This is a genomic window from Paraburkholderia phytofirmans PsJN (assembly GCF_000020125.1).
Taxonomy (GTDB): Bacteria; Pseudomonadota; Gammaproteobacteria; order Burkholderiales; family Burkholderiaceae; genus Paraburkholderia; species Paraburkholderia phytofirmans.
In genome coordinates, this window is record NC_010676.1 from 1 (window position 1) to 23,270 (window position 23,270).

A 23,270-nucleotide genomic window follows, 5' to 3' on the forward strand; every position below is an offset into this window, starting at 1 on the left:
CCATGGTTCTGCAAGTCGTATGCCAATTTATGAGCAATGAACGAGGAATGGAATGCGAGGCGGCAACGCAAGACCAGCAGGCAATAGACGATATGCGTTCTTCAACTATGGCGTTCAGTGAGCTTGAAATTCGACAGAACTGTTCGACGAGTTCCCACCAATCGACGGTGGGATGTCGGCTCATGGCGCTCTGTCGACAACAAAAGCAAACGGCACGCGTGTGCGACGCGTGCCGTTGCTATGACTGTGCGACGCCGAAGCGGGGCGCGCTACGGTTTGCGCTGCATGGCGGCTTTGGCAATCGTCTGATGCGCGGCGGGGAAGCCCGGCGGATATTCGACCACGCGTGCCGAAGCCGGCACCAGCGGCACGGCCGCGTTCAGCCGCGCGCCAATACGCGCACCACCGACGATGGCCGTCATGGCCTGACGGTCGAGTTCGACGCTATCGGTGAGGTCCCTGATGATCAGCCTGGTCATGGTGGCTCCGGAAATGAAATCGAGCGGCGCGCCGGTGCAATGCGCCGGCCGCCGCTCGGGTGTGTCGTGAAATGTGCTGAGGTCTCCCCGCACAATCAGTATAGGAAATCTCGCTGCAACTCGCCGGCCGGCGACGACATGCCGGCATTCGCGAGGCCCCCCGGCCCTCGCGACGGCAAGCCGTCACACGGTGGCGTTGTTGGCGCCCCACAGCGACGGGCTGACGTTCAGGTGCAGCGGCACGAAGCCCGCGCCGATCACGCCGACGTTGTTGAGTGCGGCGACGTTGACGTACTGCATCTGGTTGAGGTTCTGGTTGATCGAGACGTTGACGTTGGCAATGCCGCCAAGGCCGGCGACCGAGGGCAGGCCGGGCACGCTGCTGCCGGTGCCGCCGGCCACCGCCGACATGGCGCGGCGGTCGAGCTCGCGGGTGCCGGACAGATCGCGAATCATGAGGGATGACATGGTGCTTCTCCAAAGGTGCGCGGAAGACGGGGGTAACCGTCGGCAGGCGAAGCGCGCGGGCGAGCCGGGCGCCTCGCCTCGCCGCGTATTACACGTGGATGTTGTTGCTCGTCGTGACGTACGGGTTGACCGTCGAGCTGATGCCGGTGGCGAACGCGACGTTGTTGCCGTTGGCGTTCTGCAGGTTCAGCTGGTTGTTGATCAGCTGGGTGGCGTCGACCTTCTTGCTGTCGTTCGGGGCAAAGACGGGGCTGAAGTTGAAGTACGAGGACGACGGATAGTAGCCGGTGCCGCCGCGCACGGCGCTCATGGCGCGGCTGTCGAGTTGTTCGGTGATGGACAGGTCTTTGATCATCAGTGCGTTCATGGTGAGTCTCCGGAAGGTAAAGGTCGGGGTGTTGCGGTCGGGTGCGAGCAACTTGTCTGCTCGGGTATCACTAATGCACAGGCTGTGCCAGTTTTATTCAAGGCTCCTAAGAAAGTTGGGGAAGGCCTGTGGTGCAAGGGTTTCGCGCTGCCGTGGCGGACACGCGCCGGCGCATTGCCGCGTGAAAGCGATGCACGACTGACGGTGCACGCCCGACAGACCATCGCATGCTGTTGGATCAAGAACGACACAGACGCCCCGCGCAGGCAGCGGGGCAATCCTGGTTTGCGAAAGGACGGAGCGGGAGCTAGTATCGAAGCGGCACATGTAACTGGTTACGAAAGGTTCTCTATCAGCCCGACAGGCTTGGATCGTACGCGACCCGGCCCAACGGCAGCGGCGGCGCTTCGCACATATGGCTAGCCTTGCGCGTGTGATTCACGACTTTCAGAACGGCGAGCTGTCCCGTGACGAGTTCGTGGCTCAACTCGACAGCACGCTGACGACCGAAGGGCTCGGCCCCACACAGCTGCTGGACATGCTTGGCGCGGCACATCGCAAAGCGCCGCTCCCCGACGATCTTTACGTGGAAGTGCGGCGGCGCATCGAGCAGTTGCGCGTCTCGAATGTGGCGGCGGGCGGCGACGAAACCGGCATCCAGACCACCGTCGAGATTCCGTCGATACGGTCGGCAAGCGCCGGCAGTGCAGCCAACGCAGCGGGCGCTGGCAGCACCACGGACCACGACCAGATCAAAGGCACCGGCGACACGCTCAACAACCGTTTCGTGCTGGAGGAATGCCTCGGCGTCGGCGGCATGGGCACGGTGTACAAGGCGCTCGATCTGCGCAAGCTCGAGGCTTCGGATCGCAAACCGTATCTCGCGATCAAGGTGCTCAACGTCCAGTTCCGCGGCAATCCGAATTCGCTCGTCGCGCTGCAGCGCGAGGCGCGCAAGGCGCAAGTGCTCGCGCATCGCAACATCATCACGGTGTACGACTTCGATCGCGACGGACCGATCGTTTATCTGACGATGGAGTATCTGTCCGGCAAACCGCTCAGCCAGTTGCTGCGCACGCCGGGCTATCAGGGCATGCCGGTGCGCGCGGCACTGCCGATCGTGCGCGGCATGTGCAGCGCGCTCGCCTATGCGCACGAACGCGGCTTCGTGCATTGCGACTTCAAACCCGCCAACGTGTTTCTCACGACGAACGCCGAAGTGAAAGTGATCGACTTCGGCATTGCCCGCGTTTTCCAGCGTCCGGAAGAAGAGAGCGATGCCACCGTCTTCGATCCGGGGAGCCTCGGCGCGTTGACGCCCGCGTATGCCAGTCCGGAAATGATCGAACACCGCGAGCCGGATCCGCGCGACGACATTTACGCGCTCGGTTGCATCACGTATGAGTTGCTGACCGGCCACCATCCGTTCGACCGCTTGTCCGCCACACAAGCGCGCAACTCCGATTTCAAACCGCAGCGGCCGGCTAATCTCGATTCAAAACAATGGCGGGCGCTGCGCGCCGCGCTGTCGTTCGATCGCAATACGCGCATGCCGAGCGTGGCGCGCTTCATCGCGGAGTTCGATAATGAAGCGCGCGCGGAAAAATCGGGCACGCTGGCGAAGGTGGGGCTCGCGAGTTTCGCGGTGGTTTGCGCCGCGGCCGTCGGCGTGTTCGCGTTCCGCTCGGGCGCGAACCGGCATAACGGAGCACAGACGCAGGCAGGCGCATCGCAGGCTTTGACCGGGCAGGCGGCTTCGTCGATTTCGGAAGGGGCGGTGACCGCACCGCCTGCTGCGCCGCCGGCAAGTCCGGTCGCGGCAGCGCCCGCTACGCCGCCGGCGGTGTCCGCAGCAAAGCCCGCGCCGAAGCCGGCACTGACTCTCGCCGCCGTCACCCCGGCGCTGACGCAAGTGCCTTGTTCGGCGCTATCCGCCTCAGTCCAGGATCACTCGTTGACGGTGCGGGGTTACGTTTCGCAACGCTATGGCGCGGCGCATCTGAAGGACACGCTGGCGGCGTTGCCGGGCGTCGATACGCTGACGCTCCAGGTCGAGCCGCTTGCCGACGACAAATGCGACACCATCAAGGCATTCGCGCCCTACTGGATTCACAACATGCAGGCCGGCCACGTCGCGGCCTTGCATGTGCGGCCGCCAGGTGGTCAGTTGAGCGACGGCGACCCGCTGGTGGTCGACGTCACCACGCCGGGCTACGACTCATATGTGAACCTCGACTACTACCAACTCGACGGCAGCGTCGTGCACATGGTGCCGAGCCCCCGCGCAAAGGACAATCAAGCGCCGCCGCACTACGCCGCCACGGTCGGCAGCGCCGGTGACTGGATCATTTCGAAGCCGTTCGGATCGGAGATGGTGGTGCTGCTGATCACGCCGGCGCCGCTATTCGACAAGCCGCGCCCGGAGAGCGAATCACGCGCCGACTATCTGCGTGCGCTCGATGCACGCCTCGCGCAGATCGGCGGCAAATACAGCCGCGATCATATCGTCGCCGATTTCGCGCCGATCACGACGAAACCGCGCTCGCCCTGAGCGGAGCGGGAGCGCGGTTTCTCTCGTGATGGGCTGTGAGTCCGATCGACACTCGAACGCGGCCCCGCCAAGTCACTTCAGATCTTTGACGACCCGGAAGCCATCCTGCGACTGACGCACGCCCGCGCTGTACTTGAAGCGGGTCGCGCTGAGCATGTAGCTGCCGCCTTCGCGCCACGAGCCGCCACGAATCACGCGCATGTCGCAGCCAGGGGTGTCCCATGCATGACCATCGGCGGGCGCGGCCTGGTAGGTGTTGTGCCAGCAGTCGGCGGTCCATTCCCAAACGCTGCCGTTCATGTCGTACAGGCCGAGCGGATTCGGTGCGAACGAGCCCGCGGCCTCAGGCCCTTCCTTGTGCCACGGGTCGCCGCAGTCCTTGCAATTGGCGTTGCCCTTGCGCATCTGGTCGCCCCACCAGTAGGCACTGGTGGTGCCGCCGCGATCCGCGTATTCCCATTCCGCTTCGGTGGGCAGACGGTACGGTTTGCCGGTGGTCTTGCTCAGCCATTTCACGTACTGCTGCGCGTCGTCCCAACTGAGGTCGCGCGCGGGTGCGGCTTTGTTTGTGTTGCTCTCCGGCGTGAGTTTCTGGCACGCATTGGCGGCGACGCATGCGTTCCACTGGTCGACGGTCACCTCGTACTTGCCGATCGCGAACGGCGCGCCGATGGTCACGTGATGAACGGGTTTTTCGGACGGGTCGTCGGTACTGCTGCCCATCGAGAACGAACCGGCGGGTACGGTGATCATGATCGGACAGGTTGCGCAATCGCGGCTTTCGCCGGCAACCGGTGCATGCGTGACGGGCTTTTGCGCGACCGCTGCCGCGGGTGGCGCAGCGGCCGGGGCGGCACTCGGAGCGGGCTTGGGCGGCGGGGTGCTAGCCGGTGGCGTTGGTCGCGCAACCTGCGGCGTGGGTGCTATTGAAGGCGCAGCGGGCGTGGTTGCGGACGGCCCATTCGACGTCGCCGCGGCACGCAAGCGCTCGATGCGCGCATGAGCGAGCGTGGCGAAGCGGCCGTTCGGATAGGCCTTCAAATAGGCCTCGTAGTCGCCCGGGTAGTTGCTGTCCTTGATCGAATTCCAGAACGTGATTTCGTATTGTTCGCTGCTGTCTTTCGGCAGGATGCCTCTGCTGTGCAGCGTGACGACGGGATTGTCCCGCGCCGTGAATGCGGCATCCGCCGTCAGCCAGGGCCGAGGAAGCGAAGCGGCAACCCACGGCGTTTGCTCGCCGCCGGTGGCGTCGCGAACCTGCGCTGCGACGCGTTGCAACAGATCCGCCAGCGTTAGCGATGGAGCGCTATCGAGCGCGTGCAGCCATGCATTCGTATAGACGCCGTGCCGCGTGCCGTCTGCCGCAAAACCGCCGGGCGCGGTTGCGTAGGCAACCACTGTATTGTGGGGAAGCGCGGATGTATCGTCCGTGGAGGTCGTCGAGAACGGATCGTTCAGACACGTATCGAGGATCACGAGATTGAGCCGGGCGTCACGCGGCCCGTCCATCGCCTGCAAAACGGTGTGCAGATCGACACCGTTGCGCACGACTGCAGCCGGCGAGCGGGCATCGAGTCCTGCGGGAATGAGCAGTGTTTGCGGGCCGATCCGCATGCCGTGTCCCGCGAAATAGAACAGACCGACACCACCCGCCCGCAAGCGCTGATGAAATTCGCCGATGGCCTCGCGCATTTGCTGCGGCGTCGCATTTGTGCGCAGGATGACGTCGAAGCCGAGCGTCTGGAGCTTGTCGCGCATGGCTGTGGCGTCGCGGGGCGCGTTCTCTCGCAGAGCATCCACTTGCGGGCCGTCGTGACCCGTACCGCCCACACCTTCCGCACCATACGCGCCGTTACCGATCACAAGCGCAATGCGCGGAGCAAGCGCGTTGCCACGTTGTGGCGCGAACGGAGCAACCTGCGTGAGCGGCAAGCTCGCCTCACTCGCACCGCGCTCGGCGCCCTCGCTTTGCGGCGCCGCAAAAGCATCGCCCCAATGCGCCTGCATTGCCCCGGCCATGCACACCAGCATGAATATTCGCCACATCTTCACATCCTGTTTGTTCCGGACAGAACATAGGCAATCGAGGACCGCACAACTCGCAGCCGCCGCCGGCGTGAATCGCGCGAAACATCGACGCCGCTATCGACCATCCATCTGCAACCTCTTAATAACGATAGCACGCGCTTTGCGCGCCACAACTGTCCGCGTGCCCCGAATGCGTCATACGGTTAACGAGTGTGGCGTATCTTTTTGGCAAGTTACGTCCTAAGCTAATTTCACAAAGTAGGGCGGCAAGCTCGTTTTAACCAGGTGGCCGTCCAATCGCGCGTACGCCCGCGACATCCAGCCGGAACGCCCGGTCTGCCTCGCGCAGCCGAGTTGGCCATGACCCCTCTTCGGGAGAGTGCGCTATGCGAAGAACCGTTACCCCCGTTGTTCTCGACGTGCCTCATGGATCGCATGCGCGTCGCGAGGTATTGCGCCGAACGTTGCGCGCGACGCTCCTTCTTATGTTCGGCAACATGGTGCCGAGCGTTTTCGCGGCGGCCGAGCAAACGCCGTCGCCGCCGGGTGCCGAGGAATACATCATCTGGCCATCTGACGGCACGGTGATTCACGGCGGCAAGTTGTGGGTGCGCATGGGACTGCGGAACATGGGTGTGTGTCCGAAGGGCGTCGTGTTCCCGAACACCGGCCATCACCATTTGCTGATCGACACCGACCTGCCGCCGCTCGATCAGGAGATCCCGTCGGATCGCAACCACCTGCACTTCGGCGCGGGTGAGACGGACGCGCGTATCGAGTTGCCGCCGGGCAAGCACACGTTGCAGCTCATTCTCGGCGACCACAACCACGTGCCGCATGTGCCGCCGGTGTATTCGAAAAAGATCACCATCACCGTGCTAAAAGACTAGCGCGATCCGTTCGTTCAAAGCGAATCGGTCAGGACGGAGAGACCTTCATGTACAAGATCATTGCGGTCGCGGCGCTCGTCATGTCGGCGGCATTGGCTTCGCCGAATGCCGCCATTGCAGGTACGACACCCGCGCCGGCCGGCGCGCACGAGTATATCGGCTATCCCAACGACGGCCAGGTGGTTCCCGCCAACAAACCGTTCAAGGTGTGGTTCGGCCTGCGCTACATGGGCGTGGCGCCGAAGGGCGTCAAGTATCCGAATACCGGCCACCATCATCTGCTGATCGATACGGACTTGCCGCCTATGGATCAGGAGATTCCGTCGGATCGCAATCATCTGCACTTCGGCGCGGGTGAAACGGAGACCATGATTCAACTCCCGCCAGGCAAGCACACGTTGCAGTTGCTGATGGGCGACGACATGCATGTGCCGCACAATCCGCCGGTGTATTCAAAGAAGATCACCGTCATCGCGCGGTGACGCACGTTTATGCATTGCGCGGCGTGACGCGGCACGCGCGGGCCAGAGCCTCAGTGTCACGCCGCAACCAACAGTTTCGCATGGGTTGTTGGCCGCGATCCACCATCCTCCGTGCGTCGCATCATCGCCCCATTCCGCGTTCTCTGTTCAGCCAGCCCCGCAACCCTTTATCCACGGCATTCCGGCACATTTCTTAGGATAGGAAATCAATCCTGGCACAGCCCATGCGTTAGTGACACTCGAGCAGACAAGTTGCTCGAACCCAACCGCAAACTGTGCTGTATCCCTTCCAGGAGATTTACCATGAACACGCTGATGATCAAAGACCTGTCCATCACCGAACAACTCGACAGCCGTGCCATGAGCGCCGTGCGCGGCGGTACCGGATACTATCCGTCCTCGTCGTACTTCAACTTCATGCCGGTGTACGCGCCGAACAACAGCAAGACCGTCGACGCCACCCAACTGATCAACACGACGATGAACATCCAGAACGCCAACGGCAACAACGCAGCGTTCGTTGCCGGCATCTCGAGCACGATCGATCCGCACGTGACCGCGAGCAACAACATCAACGTGCACTAAACGGCGCAGGCCGCCGCGGAGGCGCTACAGCCTCCGCGGACTCTTACCGGCCGCTCCTCAAAAAGATTTCGCAGCCAATCGTTCTTTTCACGCCATTCCCGTTTCACCGCCCGATTCCCGCGCCGATCTTCCTGCATCGCTTCGATGGTGAAGCTGCGCTGGAGGTGCTTTACTTAAAGAGCGCGTGCTTCTCGTGCAACGAAGCGGGCGCTATCGGAGACCATCGTGTCAGCGTTGCTTTCATCAGCTCGTCAGCGCTTTTTCCGCGGCACATCCGCACTGCGCTGCGTTTGCGCGGCGACGGTATGCGCGCTCTCGCTGTCGGCCTGTATCGATGTCAGCATGCCGGACTACAAGCGTCCCGACACGCCCGCCAAAGCCTCGTGGTCGGATCAGAAAGGCTCGCCCGTCTCGGCCGCCGCGACGATCGAACCCGACTGGTGGAAAGGCTTCCAGGATCCCTATCTCGACACGCTGATCGCAAAGGCGATTGCCGGCAACTTCGATATCAAGGTGCTGGCCGCGCGTATCGACGTGGCCGGCACGCAGATCGGCGAAGCCAAAGCCGGCGCTTTGCCGACCATGGATCTCGGCGCCGGCGCCGATTTCGAAAAGACCACGCATCAGACCTTCTCCAGGCAGTACAACCTCGCGACGCAGGTGAACTGGGACATCGATATCTGGGGCAAAGTCGAAAAAGGCGTGCAGGCGCAGAAGGCGGAATTTCACGCGAGCGAGGCCGACTGGCGAGCCGGGTATCTCGAACTGGTGTCGAACGTATCCAGCACCTACTTCCAGATTCTGCAATTCGACGACCAGATCGAACAGCAACAGAAAACGCTCGAAACAAACCGGCAGATTCTCGCGATTTACGACGGTCAGCGCCGCAACGGACTTATCCCGCAGACTCAGGTGTTGCGCCAGCAGGCGGAGATCAACCGCCTGACCAATCAGTTGCTCGACCTGCGCCGTTCGCGCGCGCTGGCCAACAACGCGCTGTGCACGCTGATCGGCGTGCCGGCCGGCGAATTCCAGATGCCCAAGGGGCATTTGCAGCAGCGCGTGCAACTGCCGCCGGTGCCGGACGGCTTGCCCGCGCAACTGCTCGCACGCCGTCCCGACGTGGTGGCCGCCGAGTTCAGAGTGCTGGAAGCGTACGACCTCGTCGGCCAGGCCAAGCTTGCGCAACTGCCGACCATCAGCCTGACCGGGCACGGCGGCACTGCGAGTTTCGCGTTGACCGATCTGCTGAAATCGTTCACGTACGGCTTCATGCCTAGCATCAACATTCCGCTGCTCGATCCCGGCGTGCGGGCGCATGTGAAAGTCACGCAAGCGCAATCGACAGTGGCCGAACAGCAGTATCGCGTGGCGGTAATGGGCGCGTTCGAGGAAGTGGAAAACGCGCTGGTCAACGTAAATTCGCACAAGGAACAGCGCGTGGAGTTGCAGCAGGAGGTATCGCGGCTGCAGATCGTGGCGGACCAGATTCAGTCGCAACTGCGCCTCGGCGTGGTGTCGCAGCTGGAGGTATTCGAAACCGAACGGACCTTGCTGGAGGCGCAGCAGGGACTGCTCGCCAACCATCAACAGATTCTGTCCGACACGGTGTTGCTTTATAAAGCGCTGGGCGGCGGCTGGCCGAGCGGGGACGTGCAGGCACAAGTAAAGGAACACTGAGCTAATCCGCAATGTGGCGCGCAGCGTGGGGTATTTCGTCTGTATTCGACGCGCTCGTTTCCCTCATAACCGACGATCGGAAAATTGACACTCGCCATGTGTGACTTACAATCATTAAGGAGTCGGCTTTTGCACGACTCACACGAACAATATCTTTTCGCCGTAGTCCTTCGTCCCGTTTCCGTTGCGATCTCGCCGCAACGGGTAAACGCTTAGTGATCCAGATAAAATGGCCGCCGGCGAAGCTCCGATTGCTGAGATGCGCGCGACAGAAGACGCCGCGTTCGACGTGGTGTTGTCGCCGATTGCGTCCGCGCAACGTCCGGCGCTCGACGCGATCCGTATCGTCGACAACCTGTTTGCAATCGGGCGCAGCGAAGCACCTTTTACCGACTATCCCGCCGAGCGGATTGCCCGCCTGTCGCGCCGTCATGCGCGGGTTTTCACGGAACACGGCGCGGTCTACGTTGCCGACCTGGGCAGCAAGAACGGCACGACAGTGAACGGCGTGGCGGTGCGGCAGACGCCGGCCCGTGTGCGCGCCGGCGACGAATTGTGCTTTGGCGGCGAGCTCTGCTACCGCGTCAGCATCGAACCGCGCGCGCGTATCGTGGCGGCCGCCAGTCCGTCCGCCGCGCCGGGATTGCTGCTGGTGCCGCAGCGCGACGACCTCGGCCTGCAACCTATCGAGGTGCAGGCATTTCCGTTTCTGGTCAGCAAAGCCGATGAAGTCTTCTCGCGCTACAAAGACCGCTATCCGCATCAGGTCAACTACATTTCGCGCCGTCACGCGCACATCTTTCTGAAGGGCGGCGAACTCTATGTCGAGGATCTCGGCAGCACCAACGGCACATTCGTCGGTGGAAAGCGGTTGGATGAATCCGCGCTGCCGCTGGTAGAGGGAGACCTCGTTGCATTTGGCGGAGACCACTTCGTCTACAGGGTGTCGCTGCAGAAACCCCCTGAAGTCGAGCCCACCGTGACACAACTATTCGTCAATCCGGCCGCCAACGAAGCGGTGGATCCCGACAAGACCACCTTCGTCGGCGCCGCGCATTCATTCCTCGATATCTTTTGCGTCGACCCCGGCCTTCAGCGTGAAGACGAGGTCAACGAGGCGGCACAGGCCGCGTCCGCGCATGCGAAGCGCGATGCGCCGACGGGCACGGCAAAAGCGGCGAGTGGCACGAACGGCGCCAACGGTGCGAATGGCGCTGCCAACGCGGCTGCCGCGAAAAGCCGGCCGCGCCGTTGGCGGTTGGTCGCGGGCGAACTCGGCAAGGCGTTTGCGATCGACGACCGCGCGAGCGTGCGGCGCATGGCGACATGGGGCGGCGTGGGCGTCGTGGTGTTGGCGGCGATAGCAACGACGCTATATATGCGCGGTTCTTCGGAACGCGAGTTGAAGAATCTGCTGGCGAACGGCGATTACACGAGCGCGGTCACGGCGGCATCGGGCTATCTGGCGAGCCATCCCGCGGACACGAAAGTCAAGGCACTCGCTAGCGAAGCGTTGTTGAAGGCAAAGCTCCCTAGTTGGCTGAATGCGCTGCAAAAGGCGCAGTTCGATCAAGCCGACGCGTTGCTCAAGGAGATGCGTTCGTTGAGCGCGAACAACGCGGACGCGGCGTCGCTGGTCAACGAATTGCAATGGGTAGGCGATCTGGAGCGTTTCGTCGCGGCGCGCGGCGGCATGGACGCGCCTATTCGCATGTACGCGGACGAAGGCACGATCAACAATCTGCTGCAACGCTGGGAAGACGACGCGAGGAGCCATCAGCGCGCGCTCGACCGCATTGCCTCCTATGTGCCCGTGTTCGCCGATCCCTATGCACAGGCGCTGAGTCATCTGCGCAAACTGGAAAGCGACGATTCGGTGTACCTCGCCGCCATCGACCGTCTGAACGGGACGATCCGCACCGAACTGGCGCGCGATAAACCCGACGCGCTGCCGCCGGTGCTCGACGATTACACGCAGCGTTATCCGCGTCTCGCGGGCATTGACCGGGTGCGTCAGGATCTGCGCCAATACACCGATTTGCTGAACGCCGCGCTGAGCCGGCAACTGGTGCCGTTGCTCGCGATGCTGAAAACGGCGCGCTTCAGCACGCCGCCTTTTCAGGCGCAGTTTCAACAATTGGCCGCGAGCCGTTTGCCTTCGCCAGACGTGATTGCGCGCCACGATGCGGTGACGGCGGCATGGCAGCACGGCGACGCGCAACAGGCGCTCGCCGGTCTACAGGCCATGCCCGCGGGGCCTTGGTCCGACGTGCTCGCGGCGGAACTCGCCCACAAGAAAACGCTGCTCGACCAATACGCGCAACTGCAGAAAACGCGCGGCGACAAGGACTACGACCAGCGTCTCCTGTCGTTTTACGCAAGCCTCGATCCGGCAACGGACGTGTGGTTCCTGCAGTCGATCCAGAAAGACGTCGCCGCGTTGCACGACAAAGCGCTGGCGCGTGCGCAAGACCTGCTGCTGCGCGCTCAGAGTCTGTGGAAACAGTACCGCGCGGGCGGATCGATCGGCGGTACGCAGCGTCTCGAAGCCGGCATTTCACCGGGATTTCGCAGTGAGGCGCGTCTGCTTTCGGATGCGAAAACGTCGGCGCAACAGGGCATGCGCATCTACACGCAACTGAAGGCCGATCATCCGGCCGACTTCGACCGTCTGCTGGCAGACATCGAAGCCGAAGCCAATTTGCAGCGCCGCTCGCTAACGGAGTTGCGCATGGTGCTGGATCCGGGACTTCTAAAAGCGAAGCTGGCATTGATCGGAGGCGAGCAGAGTGAAACGCGACAGTCACCCTAGGCCGTTGTCGGAGGCACTGGAAGATCACAGCGTCGAGGGCATCGCGATCCTGATGGCGGAGCCGGTGCGGCTCGCGCGCGCGCTGATCTGGGCGATGGTCGCACTGGTCGTGGTCGGGCTGTTGTGGTCGTTCGTGGGGCGTGCCGACGTGATCGTCAGCGCGCAGGGCACCTTGTCGCCGGAGTCCGAGGTGCGCCGGATCTATGCACCGATCGACGGCGAACTCGCCGATCTGTATATCGCCGAAGGGCAACCGGTGCAGAAAGGCGATGTGCTGGCGCGCCTGAATGCGCGCGGCGCGATCGAGGCCGCTAGCAACGCGTTGCAAGCGCAGCTCAAACTGGAAGACGCCGAGCGCGACTGGAAGCAGTTTCCCGAGAAGAAAGCGCTCATGGAGCGAAAGGCCGCAGCGCTCAAGACGCAGATGGAAGTGGAAGCGCGCCAGCACGAAAATCGCGTCTCCGAAGGCACGACCAAACTCGCGGAAGGGCAGAAGGCCGAACTCGACGAAGCGCGCAGTATCCTCGACAACGCCCGGCGCACGCGCGAAGCGGCGCGTCAGGAACTGGACCGCTACTCGCGGCTCTTCGCGCAGCCGGGTGGCGGTGGCATCGCCGAATTGCAGGTGGAGCAAAAACGCACGGCGGCAATGGAGGCGGATAACGCTTACCGTGTCGCCCAATCGAAACTCGCGGAACTGGATTTCCGCTTGAGCCACGAATATACGCAGGCGAATGCGCAACTGGAAACCAGCGGCCAGCAGACTACAGACCTGCAGCTTCAATACGATTCGGCGGTGCGCGACATTACCGACGCGGAAGACAAGTTGCGCCTGCAACTGCAAAGTGCGCGCTTGGTGTCTGAAGCGGCTGCGCGGATTCGCTTCGAGAACATCGACAAAGATAATTTCCTGCTGATTCTCGCGCCGGTTTCGGGCGTCATCACCGACGTGACGTCAACTCAGCGCGGCGACAAGATTCAGGCAAACGCGCCGCTCGGCGGCATTGCGCCCAAAGACGCGCGGCCCGTGCTGAAGATTGAAATCGCCGAACACGATCGTGCGTTTCTGCACGAGGGTCTGCCGGTCAAACTGAAATTCAACGCTTTTCCGTATCAACGCTATGGGCTGATCAGCGGCACGCTGGCCTATATTTCACCGGCCACTAAACCGTCGTTGACGGACAAGCAGCCGGTCTACGAAGGCCGCGTCACGCTCGACAAAAATTACTACCAGATTGCCGACACGCGTTATCCGTTGCGCTACGGCATGACGGCAAGCGCTGAGATCGTGGTGCGCGAGCGGCGCCTGATCGATCTGGGTCTCGATCCGTTCAGGCAGGTGGCGGGTTGACCGCACGGATCACACGTCAATTAAAGGAGCGGAACAAATGACCGCGATAGTGCGAATCGATGACGAAGTCGTGGACGTGGCCGAGTTCATTCGTCTTCTGAAACTGACCGGCCAGTTCGAGAGCCTGATCGAACAGATTGTGCGCGACAAGCTCACGGTTCACGCGGCGAAGAAGCAGGGCATTACCGTCACCGCCGATGAAATCCAGCAACGCGCCGATCAGTTCCGCCGCGTGCGCGGCCTGCATCGCGCGACGGATATGAATCAGTATCTCGATGCGCTCAATGTCAGTCTCGACGAGTTCGAAGCCTTCATTACCGACGGGCTGTATCAGGAGAAGATGCTCGACGAGATCGGCAACGAGGCCGCGATCAAGGATTACTTCGCGCTGAATTCGCCGAAGTTCGACGCCATAGAAGTGAGCCATATCGTGCTGGACAGCGAGGGCAAGGCGAAGGAGATGATCTCGTACCTGCACGACGATCCCGACAGTTTCGCCGACATGGCGCGCGAGCATTCCATCGCCGATACGCGCGAGGCAGGCGGCGTAATCGGCAAGGTGCTGCGCGGCTCGTTGAAACCGGATATCGAAGCGAAGATTTTCAACGCGGCGGTGGGCGATCTGCTGGGACCGTTTCCGTCGGCGGACCGCTCGTGCTTCGAGATTTTCGCCGTGACGGCCAAATATCCCGCGACGCTCGACGCCGACGTGGCGTCCGAAGTCCGGCGCCTGCTTCGCGAAGGCTGGTTGATCTCACGCGCCCAGGAGCACGTGATCGAAGCGCGCTAACCGGTTCGAAGCCGCACGCCGTATTGAAACAACGCAACCACACGCCGATTCGAGGTCCGTAAGCACATGGATGCACCCCAGACCGCGCCCTCCGCAGCCGAGTTTCTCACCTCGGTGGAAATTTTTTCGCCGTTTTCGCGCGACGAGATCGAGCGTCTTGCCGAATATGCGCAAGCGCGCTTCTATTCGTTCGGAGAAACGGTTTGCTCGGCGGGCGAGACGGCTGACGGTCTGTACGTGATTCGTTCGGGTTCCGTACGGATATTCTCGGAGGAGCACGGCAAGGAAACCAGCTTGGGCGTGCGCAAGTCGGGTGAGATCTTCGCCGATATTGCGATGTTGCGGACCTATGTCCACGAAGCCTCGGTGCGGTCGTCGGCAAAAACCGAGTTGCTGTTTATTCCGCGCGCCGCGATCGAGCCTGTGATCGCGGGCAATCAGGCCGCGTTGGCGTTCGTTGCCAGCTATGTGGCGATCAATTCGGCGGGTGGCTTTGTCGCGCAGTTATTCGATCTGCGCGGCAAACTGAACAAGGCCGAACTCGAAGAGTATGTGCGCAGCGTCGGCGTGAAACGGGTGGCCGCGGGCAAGGAAATCCTCAAGCAGGACGGACGCGAGGACCGGCGCCTTTACGTGGTGCGCCATGGTGAAGTGCGTATCGTGCGGCACGAGGAGGGGCACGACTACACGCTCGCCACGCTCGGAGAAGGCGAAATATTCGGCGAAAAGGCGTGTTTGATGCGCCAGGAACAGATGGCGTCGGTGGTTGCGACGACCGACACGCGCCTGCTGGTGATTCCGGAGCGCACCGTTCACTTCATTCTCGAACGCAATCCGAAGTTGCGCGAAGTGCTCGACGAGCGCATTCGCTACGGCGACCGCGAATTGCAGCGGCAAAAGCGGGTCGAACAGCGCCGCAAGCTGCCGCTGATGCTCGATTTGCAAAGCAAGCCCGAGTTCGGCGAGAAAGTCATCAAACGCTTCGCGCTGGTCGAGCAGGCCGAAGAAATGGATTGCGGTGCGGCGTGCCTTGCCATGGTATGCCGCCACTACAGCATTCCAATGACGCTCGGAAAATTGCGCGAACTCGCCAACGTCACAACCCAGGGCGCGACGCTCGACAGTCTCGCGCGCGCCGGCGAATCGCTCGGCTTTACAGCGCGCGGCGTGCAATGCACGTTCGATTCGTTGCGCGGTTTCGATCTGCCGTTCATCGTGCATTGGGAGGGCTATCACTACGTCGTGGTGTACGGGCTCTCCAAAGAGTACGTATGGGTTGCGGATCCGGCGGTTGGCTTCAAGAAAATGACGGTGGAAGATTTCGAGCGCGGTTGGAGCGGCACCTGTCTGCTGTTTACCGGTGGGCCGCATCTGCTGCAAATGTCCGCCGCGCGTTCGCCATGGATACGCTTTGTCGGCTACCTCAAGCCGTACAAAAAGATTCTCGGCCACCTGTTCCTCGCCACCTTCGTGATTCAGGTACTGGGCGTAATTCCGCCGCTGATTATCCAAAACATTCTGGACGGCGTGATCGTTCATCAGAATGTCAGCCTGCTGCATCTGCTGATTGGCGGCCTGATCATTTCCAATGTCTTTTCGCAATTGATGTCGTCGATTCGTGCGTATCTGGCGAATTTCATGGTGCGAAACATGGACTTCGCGATGATGTCGCAGTTCTTCAAGCACACCATGTCGCTGCCGTTTTCGTTCTTTGCCAAGCGCAAGACCGGCGACATTTTCGCGCGCTTCCAGGAGAACCAGACGATCCGCGCGTTCCTCACCGAATCCACCGTTACCACGGCGTTGAACCTGCTGATGGTCTTCATCTACTTCACGATCATGTTCGTCTACAACGTGAAGATGACGCTGGTGCTGATCGCGTTCGTCATTCCGATCATGGCGCTGACCGCGATCGCCACGCCCAAGATCAAAGGCTATGCGCGCGAAGTGTTCACCGCATCGACCGAGTCGAAGTCGTTTCTGATGGAAGCGCTCGCTGGTGTGGAGACCATCAAGGGCATGGGCATCGAGCGGCCGGTGCGCTTGCGCTGGGAGAAGAAGTACGCCAAGGCGCTCGAAGTGCAGTATCGCGCGCACGCGTTCAATATTCTCGTGGGACTCGGCAGCCAGTTGCTGAACTCGGCGACGACGATTGCGATTCTGTGGGTCGGCGCGAATCTCGTGCTGGCGCGCGAAATGACGATTGGTCAGTTGATCGCGTTCAATGCGTTCATGGGGAGCGTACTGGGTCCGCTCATGGGCCTGGTCGGTTTGTGGAGCATGTTGAACGACGCGGGCGTGGCGATGGAACGCCTCGGCGATGTGCTCGATATCGAACCCGAGCAGAAACCCCAGGATTTGCCTTCGCGCGTGATGTTGCCCGAACTGCAAGGCGAGATCAGCTTGAGCGGCGTGTATTTCCGCTATGGCGAAAACGACTCGGCATATGTGCTCGAAAACATCAGCTTCGATATCAAGCCCGGCGAACTGGTGGCGATTGTCGGACGCAGCGGGTCGGGCAAGACGACGCTCGCCAAATTGCTGGTCGGCTTCTACACGCCGACCGAGGGCAAGATGACGATCGACGGCTACGATCTCGGCGTGGTCGACAAAGCCTATTACCGTGCGCAGATCGGCTATGTGATGCAGAGCAATTTGCTGTTCTCCGGCACGATTTCGGAGAACATCGCGAGTGGCGACGATGCGCCCGATCGGCGCCGCATCGAGGAAGTCGCGAAGATGGCCGACGCGCACGGATTTATCAGCAAGATGCCGCTTGGCTACGAGCAGATTGTCGGCGAGCGCGGAATTGGCTTGTCGGGCGGGCAGATCCAGCGGCTGTGCATCGCGCGGGCGCTGTATCACGATCCGCGTCTGCTCGTATTCGACGAAGCGACTTCGGCATTGGACTCGCAATCGGAGAGCAATATTCTCGGCAATATGCATGACATTCTGAAGGGCCGCACGGCGGTGATCATCGCGCACCGGCTCAGCACGATCATGCGTGCGGACAAGATTCTCGTGCTGTATGAAGGGGCGATTGTCGAACAGGGCCGTCACGATGAGCTGATCCAGCGCGGCGGCATGTATTACCAGCTGGTCCAGAAACAGTTGAGTGCATGATGATGAAAATACTCGACCAGATTGAAGAGGCCAGTCCCGCGATTTCATACGCGGGGCTGATCGAGCGGATCGAGATTCTGCGCTCCACGTTGCGCTGGTCGTCGCGGCTGGAGCGCGCGGACATCGACAAACTGCTCCGGCAAGCCACCTCGCTGCGCGACGAGGTGATGCAGCTCTCGCACAAGGAGCGTTTCGTGCAAGCTGCGGTGGCCGCTGAGCCGCAGGAGCGCGCCGATCTGTCGCGCGGCGCGCGTCGCAAGGCGTTGCTCGAACGCAGTTTCATTTTCGAAGGCACGTTCGGCGACAATCCGCGCCTGCTCGAATCGCTCGAAATCGCCGAGAAAGCCGCGCCGACCGATTTGCCCGTGTTGATCGACGGCGAAAGCGGCACCGGCAAGGAGTTGATGGCGAAGGTGATTCACGCCAACGGCTCGCGAGCCGACAAGCCGTTCATTTCCGTGAACTGCGGTGCGATTCCCGACAATCTGCTGGAGTCGGAATTGTTCGGGCATCGCAAGGGCGCGTTCACGGGGGCTTCGAACGACCGCAAGGGCAAATTCGAAAGCGCGCATACAGGTACGATCTTTCTCGACGAAATCGGCGAGTTGCCGCTCGCCGGCCAGGTGAAGCTGTTGCGCGTGCTGGAAGCGCATGAGATTCAACGCGTCGGGTCCGATGAAACGATTGCGGTGGACACGCGCATCGTCGCGGCGACCAATCGCAATCTGCGGCGGCTCAGCGAAGAGGGCAAATTCCGCGAGGATCTGTTCTACCGGCTTAGCGTCATTCATGTGACGTTGCCGCCGCTGCGCGAGCGTCGCGACGAAATTCCTCTGCTGATTTCGTGGTTCGGCGACGAAGCCGCCGGCACGTTAAAGCGCAGGCCGGTGCGATTGACGCCGCGTTTGCGGGACTTTCTGCTGAACTATGCGTATCCAGGCAATATCCGCGAGTTGCGCAACGTGATGTATCGCGTGTCGTGTCTGGCCGGCGATATGGCCGATGTCGATCATTTACCGGTGGACATGCGGCCGGCGGCGCCAGGAACCGCGGCGGCTTCCAACGCCGCGACCGCAACGGGGCAGGAGCCGATCAGTGTAGCCAACCTGATGTCGCTGAGCGACGCAAAGCGCGCCGCCAGTGACGACGCCGAAAAAGCCTTCCTCGAGCGCGGCCTTCGCGAAGTGAGCGGCACGGTCGCGGAACTGGCGCGTCGTATCGACATGAACCGTTCGCATCTGCAGATGCTTCTGAAGAAACACGGCCTGCACTCGAAGGATTTCCGCAATCGCAATCAGCCTGCCGCGAACAAGAACGGCGCTGAGGATCGCGACGACGAAGACAACGACACGTGAGGCCGCGTCGCTAACGCAATAGGCTCAAGGCGACGGATTCAGCAGCGTTTTGTCCGCGGCATTAGGGTCTTCAGCGCGCACGACCACGGCGGTGATGTTGTCGCGGCCGCCGCGAGCGAGCGCCATATCGACGAGTTCCTCACACGCGTTCGCGCATGCCGCATTGCTCATCACAGCGAGCATGTCGTCTTCGCTGACTTCGTTGCTCAGGCCGTCGCTGCAGAGAAGGAAGACGTCGCCATCCGCGACCTCGATCACATCGTCGTCCAGTTCGAGCAGGTCGGTGGCGCCCACGGCGCGCGTGATCATGTGTTGCGCTGGATGATGCCGCGCCTCTTCTTCAGTAAGCACGCCGAGCGACTTCAACGCTTCCACCTGACTGTGGTCGCGCGTGAGTTGCCGCAGGCTGCCTTCGCGCAGCAGGTAGAGGCGGCTGTCGCCGGCCCAGATGTAGCCGCAAAAGCGATCGCAGGCGAGCAGCGCGACGACCGTGCTGCCGATACGCTGTACCTGGCGGCGCGCGGCTTCTTCCCTTAGCTGACGATTGGCGGTCTGCAGACGCGCGCGCGCATCGGCGACGAAGGACTTCATGCTGACGGGCGGCGTGAGCCGGCTGAGCGCGTCGATTACCAGACGGCTCGCCAGATCGCCGACCGCGTGCCCGCCCATGCCGTCGGCGACGGCCCAGCGTCCGAGCGCGGACTGGTCGAGACAGGAATCTTCGTTGATTTCGCGGACACGCCCGGCGTCGGAACGCGCGGACGACGTCCAGCGAAATTGGCTCGCACAGGTCACAACGGTTACACCATATCGTTTCTGCTGCGTGCGTCGGGAGAGACACTGATGTTCGAGTTCGCGCCGGTGTTGCGTACATCGACCGACTGGAACGTGTTGATCATCTGGTTAGCATAGAAGTTGTTGGTCACGTCGTACAGGTTCACGACGGGCCCAATGCTCGGCGTATCGCGTACGTAGGGCTGAATCCAGCCGTACACCCACGGGGCGCCGCCGCCGCCGCGGATCGCTGTCATCGCTTTACGGTCTAGCGCGAGGTTCAGCGAGAGGTCGCTTACTGTAATAGAAGCCATGTCGTTTCTCCGGTTGGCCGCGTGTGTAACGCGCGCGGTGACGCGCGGTTAAGAAGTATGTGGCGGTTATATTGCAAGTGCTATGCCAATTTGCGGGTGATTTGCACAGTCTGTCTTAGCGCCTTGATTGCCGGGCGATTCCGCGCGTTTGCGGATGCGGCGCACGGGCGTACATGAATTCATCGGTCGGCTGGCAGCCAACATGCCCTGACTCGAATCGGTGCGCGACCCAACAGATTCCTGCAGCTCGCCGCATCTCTTCAATCCAAATACTTCCCTCTTCACGGCAGCTAAAAATGAGCGCCGCTCGCCGACACTTCGGCGGAATTTCTGTCGGCTCGCAACACACACTCATGGCCTCCGAAATTCCGCAATTTCCCGCGAAGCCCTTTAAATAAAGGCTGTTGCGCACATGGCCCGGATGATGCAAAAGATCTCGCAACAGTGTTGGAAATCGAAGCGAGACAGCCATGAACACGAACCAAACCAGCAGCGAACACAGCGCAGACCGCTGCGACGCCGCGTCCACCATCGACCTGCCGATCGGCGCGCATCTCGTCACGCAACGTCGCGGTTACGAACACCACGGCATTTATGTGGGCAACGGACGCGTGGTTCATTACTCGGGCTTTGCAGGTTCAACGCATCGCGGCCCCGTTGAAGAGGTGGAACTGGAACGCTTCGCCGCCGGCCATCCGCTGTCGATCCGGCCGACCCCGGCCGCCCGTTACGTCGGCGACGAAGCCGTGCGCCGCGCTCGCTCCCGTCTCGGCGAAAACCATTATCGGCTGCTCACGAACAACTGCGAGCACTTCTGCGCATGGTGCCTGCTCGGCGAAAGCCGTAGCGAACAAGTGCATTGCTGCCTGCGCCATCCGCGCACCGGCATGCATGCGCTGGTGTGCCTCGTAAAGGCTTTTGTGGAAAGCAGCGCGAAGGGCGCTCACGGGTCCGCGCAGTTTGCATGAACCATTGCCGCCGAATTTCAGTGACTCATTTCAGTGTTTCACCGTTCAAGGACTCAAGGAGAACATCATGGCTGCCGCGGAAAAGACCTTGCATTGGGCCGTAGACAAATGGCTTGCCCCGACCCCGTCGATGCCCGCACGCGTCGTGCAGTTCTGCCACCGCGCGTCGCAACATCAGCGCTATGTATGCGTGGAAGCCTTGCGCCCGGGCGGCATGCTATCGATCTTCTTCTTCCGTCACGACGACGGCTCGTGGAACGTGTTTCCGCCGCAAGCCGAACGGCCCGCCATGAACGGACATCGCCGTGCATTGCTGGCTGCCTAGTTCTGCGTCTGTGCCGACGCTTCCTTGATGATCCATTGATTGAACAGCAGCATCGCCGGCGTCATGGGTTTGCCCTTCAGCCATGTCAGCCAGTAACTGCCGGCGTGAACCTCCACATCGAACGGGCGCACCAGCCTGCCTGTATTGATCTCGTGATCGAACATCAGCGCGGGCGCGAGCGCGATACCCGCACCCTGCATCGCCGCTTCCACCATCAGCCGAGACGAATCGAACACCGGCCCGCGAATCGGCCGCGGCGGAATGCCCGCGGCGCTGAACCAGCTCATCCAGTCGTCGGTGCGATAGGAGCGCAGCAAGGTTTCGCCGGCGAGATCCTCCGGTTTCGTTAGGCGCTCGGCAATCTCCGGTGTGCAGAGCAGCGCGAGTGGCGCGTCGAGCAGGCGGGTCGCGAGCGAACCGGGCCACGTGCCGTCGCCGAAACGGATCGCGAAATCGAGGCCTTCGGTGGCGAGATCGACCAGGTTGTTGTTCGTCAGTAGCCGCAATTCCACGAACGGATGCGCGTCGCGAAACGACTTGAGGCGCGGCATCAGCCAGCCAACCGCAAACGTACCGACCACGCCCACCGTCAGCACCTCGTGAAAGTGGCCGCCTTCAAATTGTTTAAGCACGGCTTCAATGCGATCGAATGCGTCGGTCAGCACCGGACGCAGTGCGAGGCCCTCGTCGGTCATGGCGAGACCGCGTGGTAGACGCTTGAAAAGCGCGGTGCCCAGTCGTTCTTCTAGCGTTCTGACCTGCTGGCTGACGGCGGCCTGCGTGACGTTCAGTTCGAATGCCGCGCGCGTGAAGCTCAGATGCCGGGCGGACGATTCAAAGGCGCGCAAGGCGTTCAATGGAAGGTACGGTCTCATGGCGAAGGCATAAGATTTTCTTGTGAGTTGGCTAACTTATCATCGTTTGTCAGCGGCGGGCGGAAAACCGATAGTTGCGGCTTCACACAAAGGAGCGGCGATGATCACAAGACGGAAGTTCGCGGGTGCGATGCTGGGCGTTTCGATAGCTGGGGTTGCGGTTGGCAGTGTTGGCGCGTTCGGCAAGGCATCCGGCAAGACGGTGAAAACGGGTGCGGCGGCGCAAGGGCGCGAGTTGGCGAAGGCGGATGCGATCCGTCGGCGGCTTGCTGAAATCGAAGCGGCGAGCGGCGGCCGGCTGGGTGTGTCGATTGTCGATACGATGTCGGGCGTGCACGCCGGCTTGCGGACCGACGAGCGCTTTCCTATGTGCAGCACCTTCAAGATACTGGTCGCCGGCGCCGTACTCGCGCGCACGGATCGTGGCGAGGAAAGCTTGCAACGGCGCGTGGTGTTCTCACTGAGCGACGTGGTGTCGAATTCGCCGGCCACGAGCAAGCACACGCGCGAACTGATCGGCAATGCGGGCATGAGTGTCGCCGAGTTGTGCAAGGCGGCGATCACGCTCAGCGACAACACGGCGGCGAATCTGTTGTTGTCGACCTTCGGCGGCCCGGCGGGACTGACCGCGTTCGCTCGCTCTCTCGGCGACCGCGTCACGCGTCTGGATCGCATCGAGCCGGCGCTGAACGAGGGCACGCCCGGCGACCTGCGCGACACCACCACGCCGAACGCCATGCTCGGCAATCTGCGCGAGTTGCTGCTCGGCGAGCGGTTGTCGTCATCGTCGCGGGCGCAGCTGCTGGCGTGGCTCGCCGCCAACGAGACCGGCGGCGCGCGGATTCGCGCGAAGCTGCCGAAGGATTGGGGCGTGGGCGACAAGACCGGCACCGGCGATCACGGCACGGCCAACGACGTGGCGATTCTGTGGCCGCCCGGACGCGGTCCAGTGCTGGTGACCGTATATCTGACCGAAACGGATGGCGACGCGGCGCGCAGCAATACGGCTATCGCGGACGTGGGCGCATTGGTGGTGGCGTCTATCTGATTGCG

General features: G+C 62.0%; 20 protein-coding genes and 1 pseudogene. 13 read left to right on the plus strand and 8 right to left on the minus strand.

Features of this window, described 5'->3' with window-relative positions; translation table 11 throughout:
• Positions 1–269: 269 nt before the first annotated feature.
• The 3 genes from BPHYT_RS19865 to BPHYT_RS19875 all read right to left on the minus strand — a co-directional run bounded on the left by BPHYT_RS19865 (position 270) and on the right by BPHYT_RS19875 (position 1,314).
• On the minus strand, positions 270–479 hold the full coding sequence (locus BPHYT_RS19865; RefSeq protein ID WP_012425892.1) for a hypothetical protein: 210 nt from the start codon (positions 477–479) through the stop codon (positions 270–272).
• 183 nt (positions 480–662) lie between these two features.
• Entirely contained in the window at positions 663–947 is a 285-nt protein-coding gene (locus BPHYT_RS19870) for a hypothetical protein (protein ID WP_012425893.1), read from the minus strand.
• An 88-nt stretch (positions 948–1,035) separates the two neighbouring features.
• Positions 1,036–1,314 (minus strand): hypothetical protein, encoded by a 279-nt coding sequence (locus BPHYT_RS19875; RefSeq protein ID WP_012425894.1) that lies wholly within the window; start codon positions 1,312–1,314, stop codon positions 1,036–1,038.
• A 415-nt stretch (positions 1,315–1,729) separates the two neighbouring features.
• Between BPHYT_RS19875 and BPHYT_RS19880 the strand changes: the two genes are divergently transcribed.
• Positions 1,730–3,865 carry a serine/threonine protein kinase gene (locus BPHYT_RS19880; protein WP_012425895.1) on the plus strand — a complete coding sequence of 712 codons (2,136 nt, stop codon included), beginning with the start codon at positions 1,730–1,732 and terminating at the stop codon, positions 3,863–3,865.
• A gap of 72 nt (positions 3,866–3,937) precedes the next feature.
• Here BPHYT_RS19880 and BPHYT_RS39665 read toward each other — a convergent pair whose 3' ends face one another.
• On the minus strand, positions 3,938–4,618 hold the full coding sequence (locus BPHYT_RS39665) for a formylglycine-generating enzyme family protein (RefSeq protein WP_407669306.1): 681 nt from the start codon (positions 4,616–4,618) through the stop codon (positions 3,938–3,940).
• A 459-nt stretch (positions 4,619–5,077) separates the two neighbouring features.
• Positions 5,078–5,911: pseudogene (locus BPHYT_RS39670) on the minus strand (caspase family protein); the annotation flags it as partial.
• Positions 5,912–6,279: 368 nt separating this feature from the next.
• On the opposite strand from BPHYT_RS39670, the gene BPHYT_RS19890 reads away from it, so the two are divergent.
• The 9 genes from BPHYT_RS19890 to BPHYT_RS19930 all read left to right on the plus strand — a co-directional run bounded on the left by BPHYT_RS19890 (position 6,280) and on the right by BPHYT_RS19930 (position 18,961).
• A complete protein-coding gene (locus BPHYT_RS19890; protein WP_012425897.1) occupies positions 6,280–6,783 on the plus strand; it encodes a DUF4399 domain-containing protein in 504 nt (167 codons plus the stop codon).
• Positions 6,784–6,830: 47 nt separating this feature from the next.
• Positions 6,831–7,265: a DUF4399 domain-containing protein gene (locus BPHYT_RS19895; RefSeq protein WP_012425898.1), complete on the plus strand. Its 435-nt coding sequence runs from the start codon at positions 6,831–6,833 to the stop codon at positions 7,263–7,265.
• 303 nt (positions 7,266–7,568) lie between these two features.
• Positions 7,569–7,850, plus strand: a complete 282-nt coding sequence (locus BPHYT_RS19900; protein WP_012425899.1) for a hypothetical protein — start codon at positions 7,569–7,571, stop codon at positions 7,848–7,850.
• Between the two features lie 225 nt (positions 7,851–8,075).
• A complete protein-coding gene (locus BPHYT_RS19905) occupies positions 8,076–9,530 on the plus strand; it encodes an efflux transporter outer membrane subunit (protein ID WP_012425900.1) in 1,455 nt (484 codons plus the stop codon).
• Between the two features lie 229 nt (positions 9,531–9,759).
• Positions 9,760–12,342: an FHA domain-containing protein gene (locus BPHYT_RS19910; RefSeq protein ID WP_012425901.1), complete on the plus strand. Its 2,583-nt coding sequence runs from the start codon at positions 9,760–9,762 to the stop codon at positions 12,340–12,342.
• On the plus strand, positions 12,320–13,693 hold the full coding sequence (locus BPHYT_RS19915; RefSeq protein ID WP_012425902.1) for an HlyD family efflux transporter periplasmic adaptor subunit: 1,374 nt from the start codon (positions 12,320–12,322) through the stop codon (positions 13,691–13,693). Before BPHYT_RS19910 ends, BPHYT_RS19915 begins: the two co-directional genes overlap by 23 nt.
• A 37-nt stretch (positions 13,694–13,730) precedes the next feature.
• On the plus strand, positions 13,731–14,483 hold the full coding sequence (locus BPHYT_RS19920) for a peptidylprolyl isomerase (protein WP_012425903.1): 753 nt from the start codon (positions 13,731–13,733) through the stop codon (positions 14,481–14,483).
• Between the two features lie 66 nt (positions 14,484–14,549).
• Positions 14,550–17,606 carry a peptidase domain-containing ABC transporter gene (locus BPHYT_RS19925; RefSeq protein ID WP_012425904.1) on the plus strand — a complete coding sequence of 1,019 codons (3,057 nt, stop codon included), beginning with the start codon at positions 14,550–14,552 and terminating at the stop codon, positions 17,604–17,606.
• Positions 17,606–18,961, plus strand: coding sequence for a sigma-54 interaction domain-containing protein (locus tag BPHYT_RS19930; protein ID WP_012425905.1), 1,356 nt, complete (start codon positions 17,606–17,608; stop codon positions 18,959–18,961). Before BPHYT_RS19925 ends, BPHYT_RS19930 begins: the two co-directional genes overlap by 1 nt.
• 24 nt (positions 18,962–18,985) lie before the next feature.
• Here BPHYT_RS19930 and BPHYT_RS19935 read toward each other — a convergent pair whose 3' ends face one another.
• Positions 18,986–19,756: a PP2C family protein-serine/threonine phosphatase gene (locus BPHYT_RS19935; protein ID WP_012425906.1), complete on the minus strand. Its 771-nt coding sequence runs from the start codon at positions 19,754–19,756 to the stop codon at positions 18,986–18,988.
• A 5-nt stretch (positions 19,757–19,761) separates the two neighbouring features.
• The gene (locus BPHYT_RS19940) at positions 19,762–20,049 is read right to left on the minus strand and encodes a hypothetical protein (RefSeq protein ID WP_012425907.1); all 288 of its coding nucleotides are present in this window, start codon (positions 20,047–20,049) and stop codon (positions 19,762–19,764) included.
• Between the two features lie 470 nt (positions 20,050–20,519).
• Here BPHYT_RS19940 and BPHYT_RS19945 point away from each other — a divergent pair, with 470 nt between their 5' ends.
• Both BPHYT_RS19945 and BPHYT_RS19950 read left to right on the plus strand, forming a co-directional pair.
• Positions 20,520–21,017 carry a lecithin retinol acyltransferase family protein gene (locus tag BPHYT_RS19945; protein ID WP_012425908.1) on the plus strand — a complete coding sequence of 166 codons (498 nt, stop codon included), beginning with the start codon at positions 20,520–20,522 and terminating at the stop codon, positions 21,015–21,017.
• Between the two features lie 67 nt (positions 21,018–21,084).
• The gene (locus BPHYT_RS19950; protein ID WP_012425909.1) at positions 21,085–21,342 is read left to right on the plus strand and encodes a hypothetical protein; all 258 of its coding nucleotides are present in this window, start codon (positions 21,085–21,087) and stop codon (positions 21,340–21,342) included.
• Here the strand turns inward: BPHYT_RS19950 and BPHYT_RS19955 are convergent.
• Positions 21,339–22,217: a LysR substrate-binding domain-containing protein gene (locus BPHYT_RS19955; RefSeq protein WP_012425910.1), complete on the minus strand. Its 879-nt coding sequence runs from the start codon at positions 22,215–22,217 to the stop codon at positions 21,339–21,341. The genes BPHYT_RS19950 and BPHYT_RS19955 overlap by 4 nt on opposite strands.
• Positions 22,218–22,317: 100 nt before the next feature.
• On the opposite strand from BPHYT_RS19955, the gene bla reads away from it, so the two are divergent.
• Complete coding sequence (bla, locus tag BPHYT_RS19960) at positions 22,318–23,265, plus strand: class A beta-lactamase (protein ID WP_012425911.1); 948 nt, start codon at positions 22,318–22,320, stop codon at positions 23,263–23,265.
• Positions 23,266–23,270 lie beyond the last annotated feature (5 nt).

Coding starts and splice junctions, on each gene's coding strand:
- BPHYT_RS19865 (WP_012425892.1), bottom strand. CDS start 479: ATGACCAGGCTGATCATCAGGGACCTCACCGATAGCGTCGAACTCGAC.
- BPHYT_RS19870 (WP_012425893.1), bottom strand. CDS start 947: ATGTCATCCCTCATGATTCGCGATCTGTCCGGCACCCGCGAGCTCGAC.
- BPHYT_RS19875 (WP_012425894.1), bottom strand. CDS start 1,314: ATGAACGCACTGATGATCAAAGACCTGTCCATCACCGAACAACTCGAC.
- BPHYT_RS19880 (WP_012425895.1), top strand. CDS start 1,730: ATGGCTAGCCTTGCGCGTGTGATTCACGACTTTCAGAACGGCGAGCTG.
- BPHYT_RS39665 (WP_407669306.1), bottom strand. CDS start 4,618: ATGATCACCGTACCCGCCGGTTCGTTCTCGATGGGCAGCAGTACCGAC.
- BPHYT_RS19890 (WP_012425897.1), top strand. CDS start 6,280: ATGCGAAGAACCGTTACCCCCGTTGTTCTCGACGTGCCTCATGGATCG.
- BPHYT_RS19895 (WP_012425898.1), top strand. CDS start 6,831: ATGTACAAGATCATTGCGGTCGCGGCGCTCGTCATGTCGGCGGCATTG.
- BPHYT_RS19900 (WP_012425899.1), top strand. CDS start 7,569: ATGAACACGCTGATGATCAAAGACCTGTCCATCACCGAACAACTCGAC.
- BPHYT_RS19910 (WP_012425901.1), top strand. CDS start 9,760: ATGGCCGCCGGCGAAGCTCCGATTGCTGAGATGCGCGCGACAGAAGAC.
- BPHYT_RS19920 (WP_012425903.1), top strand. CDS start 13,731: ATGACCGCGATAGTGCGAATCGATGACGAAGTCGTGGACGTGGCCGAG.
- BPHYT_RS19925 (WP_012425904.1), top strand. CDS start 14,550: ATGGATGCACCCCAGACCGCGCCCTCCGCAGCCGAGTTTCTCACCTCG.
- BPHYT_RS19930 (WP_012425905.1), top strand. CDS start 17,606: ATGATGAAAATACTCGACCAGATTGAAGAGGCCAGTCCCGCGATTTCA.
- BPHYT_RS19940 (WP_012425907.1), bottom strand. CDS start 20,049: ATGGCTTCTATTACAGTAAGCGACCTCTCGCTGAACCTCGCGCTAGAC.
- BPHYT_RS19945 (WP_012425908.1), top strand. CDS start 20,520: ATGAACACGAACCAAACCAGCAGCGAACACAGCGCAGACCGCTGCGAC.
- BPHYT_RS19950 (WP_012425909.1), top strand. CDS start 21,085: ATGGCTGCCGCGGAAAAGACCTTGCATTGGGCCGTAGACAAATGGCTT.
- BPHYT_RS19955 (WP_012425910.1), bottom strand. CDS start 22,217: ATGAGACCGTACCTTCCATTGAACGCCTTGCGCGCCTTTGAATCGTCC.
- bla (WP_012425911.1), top strand. CDS start 22,318: ATGATCACAAGACGGAAGTTCGCGGGTGCGATGCTGGGCGTTTCGATA.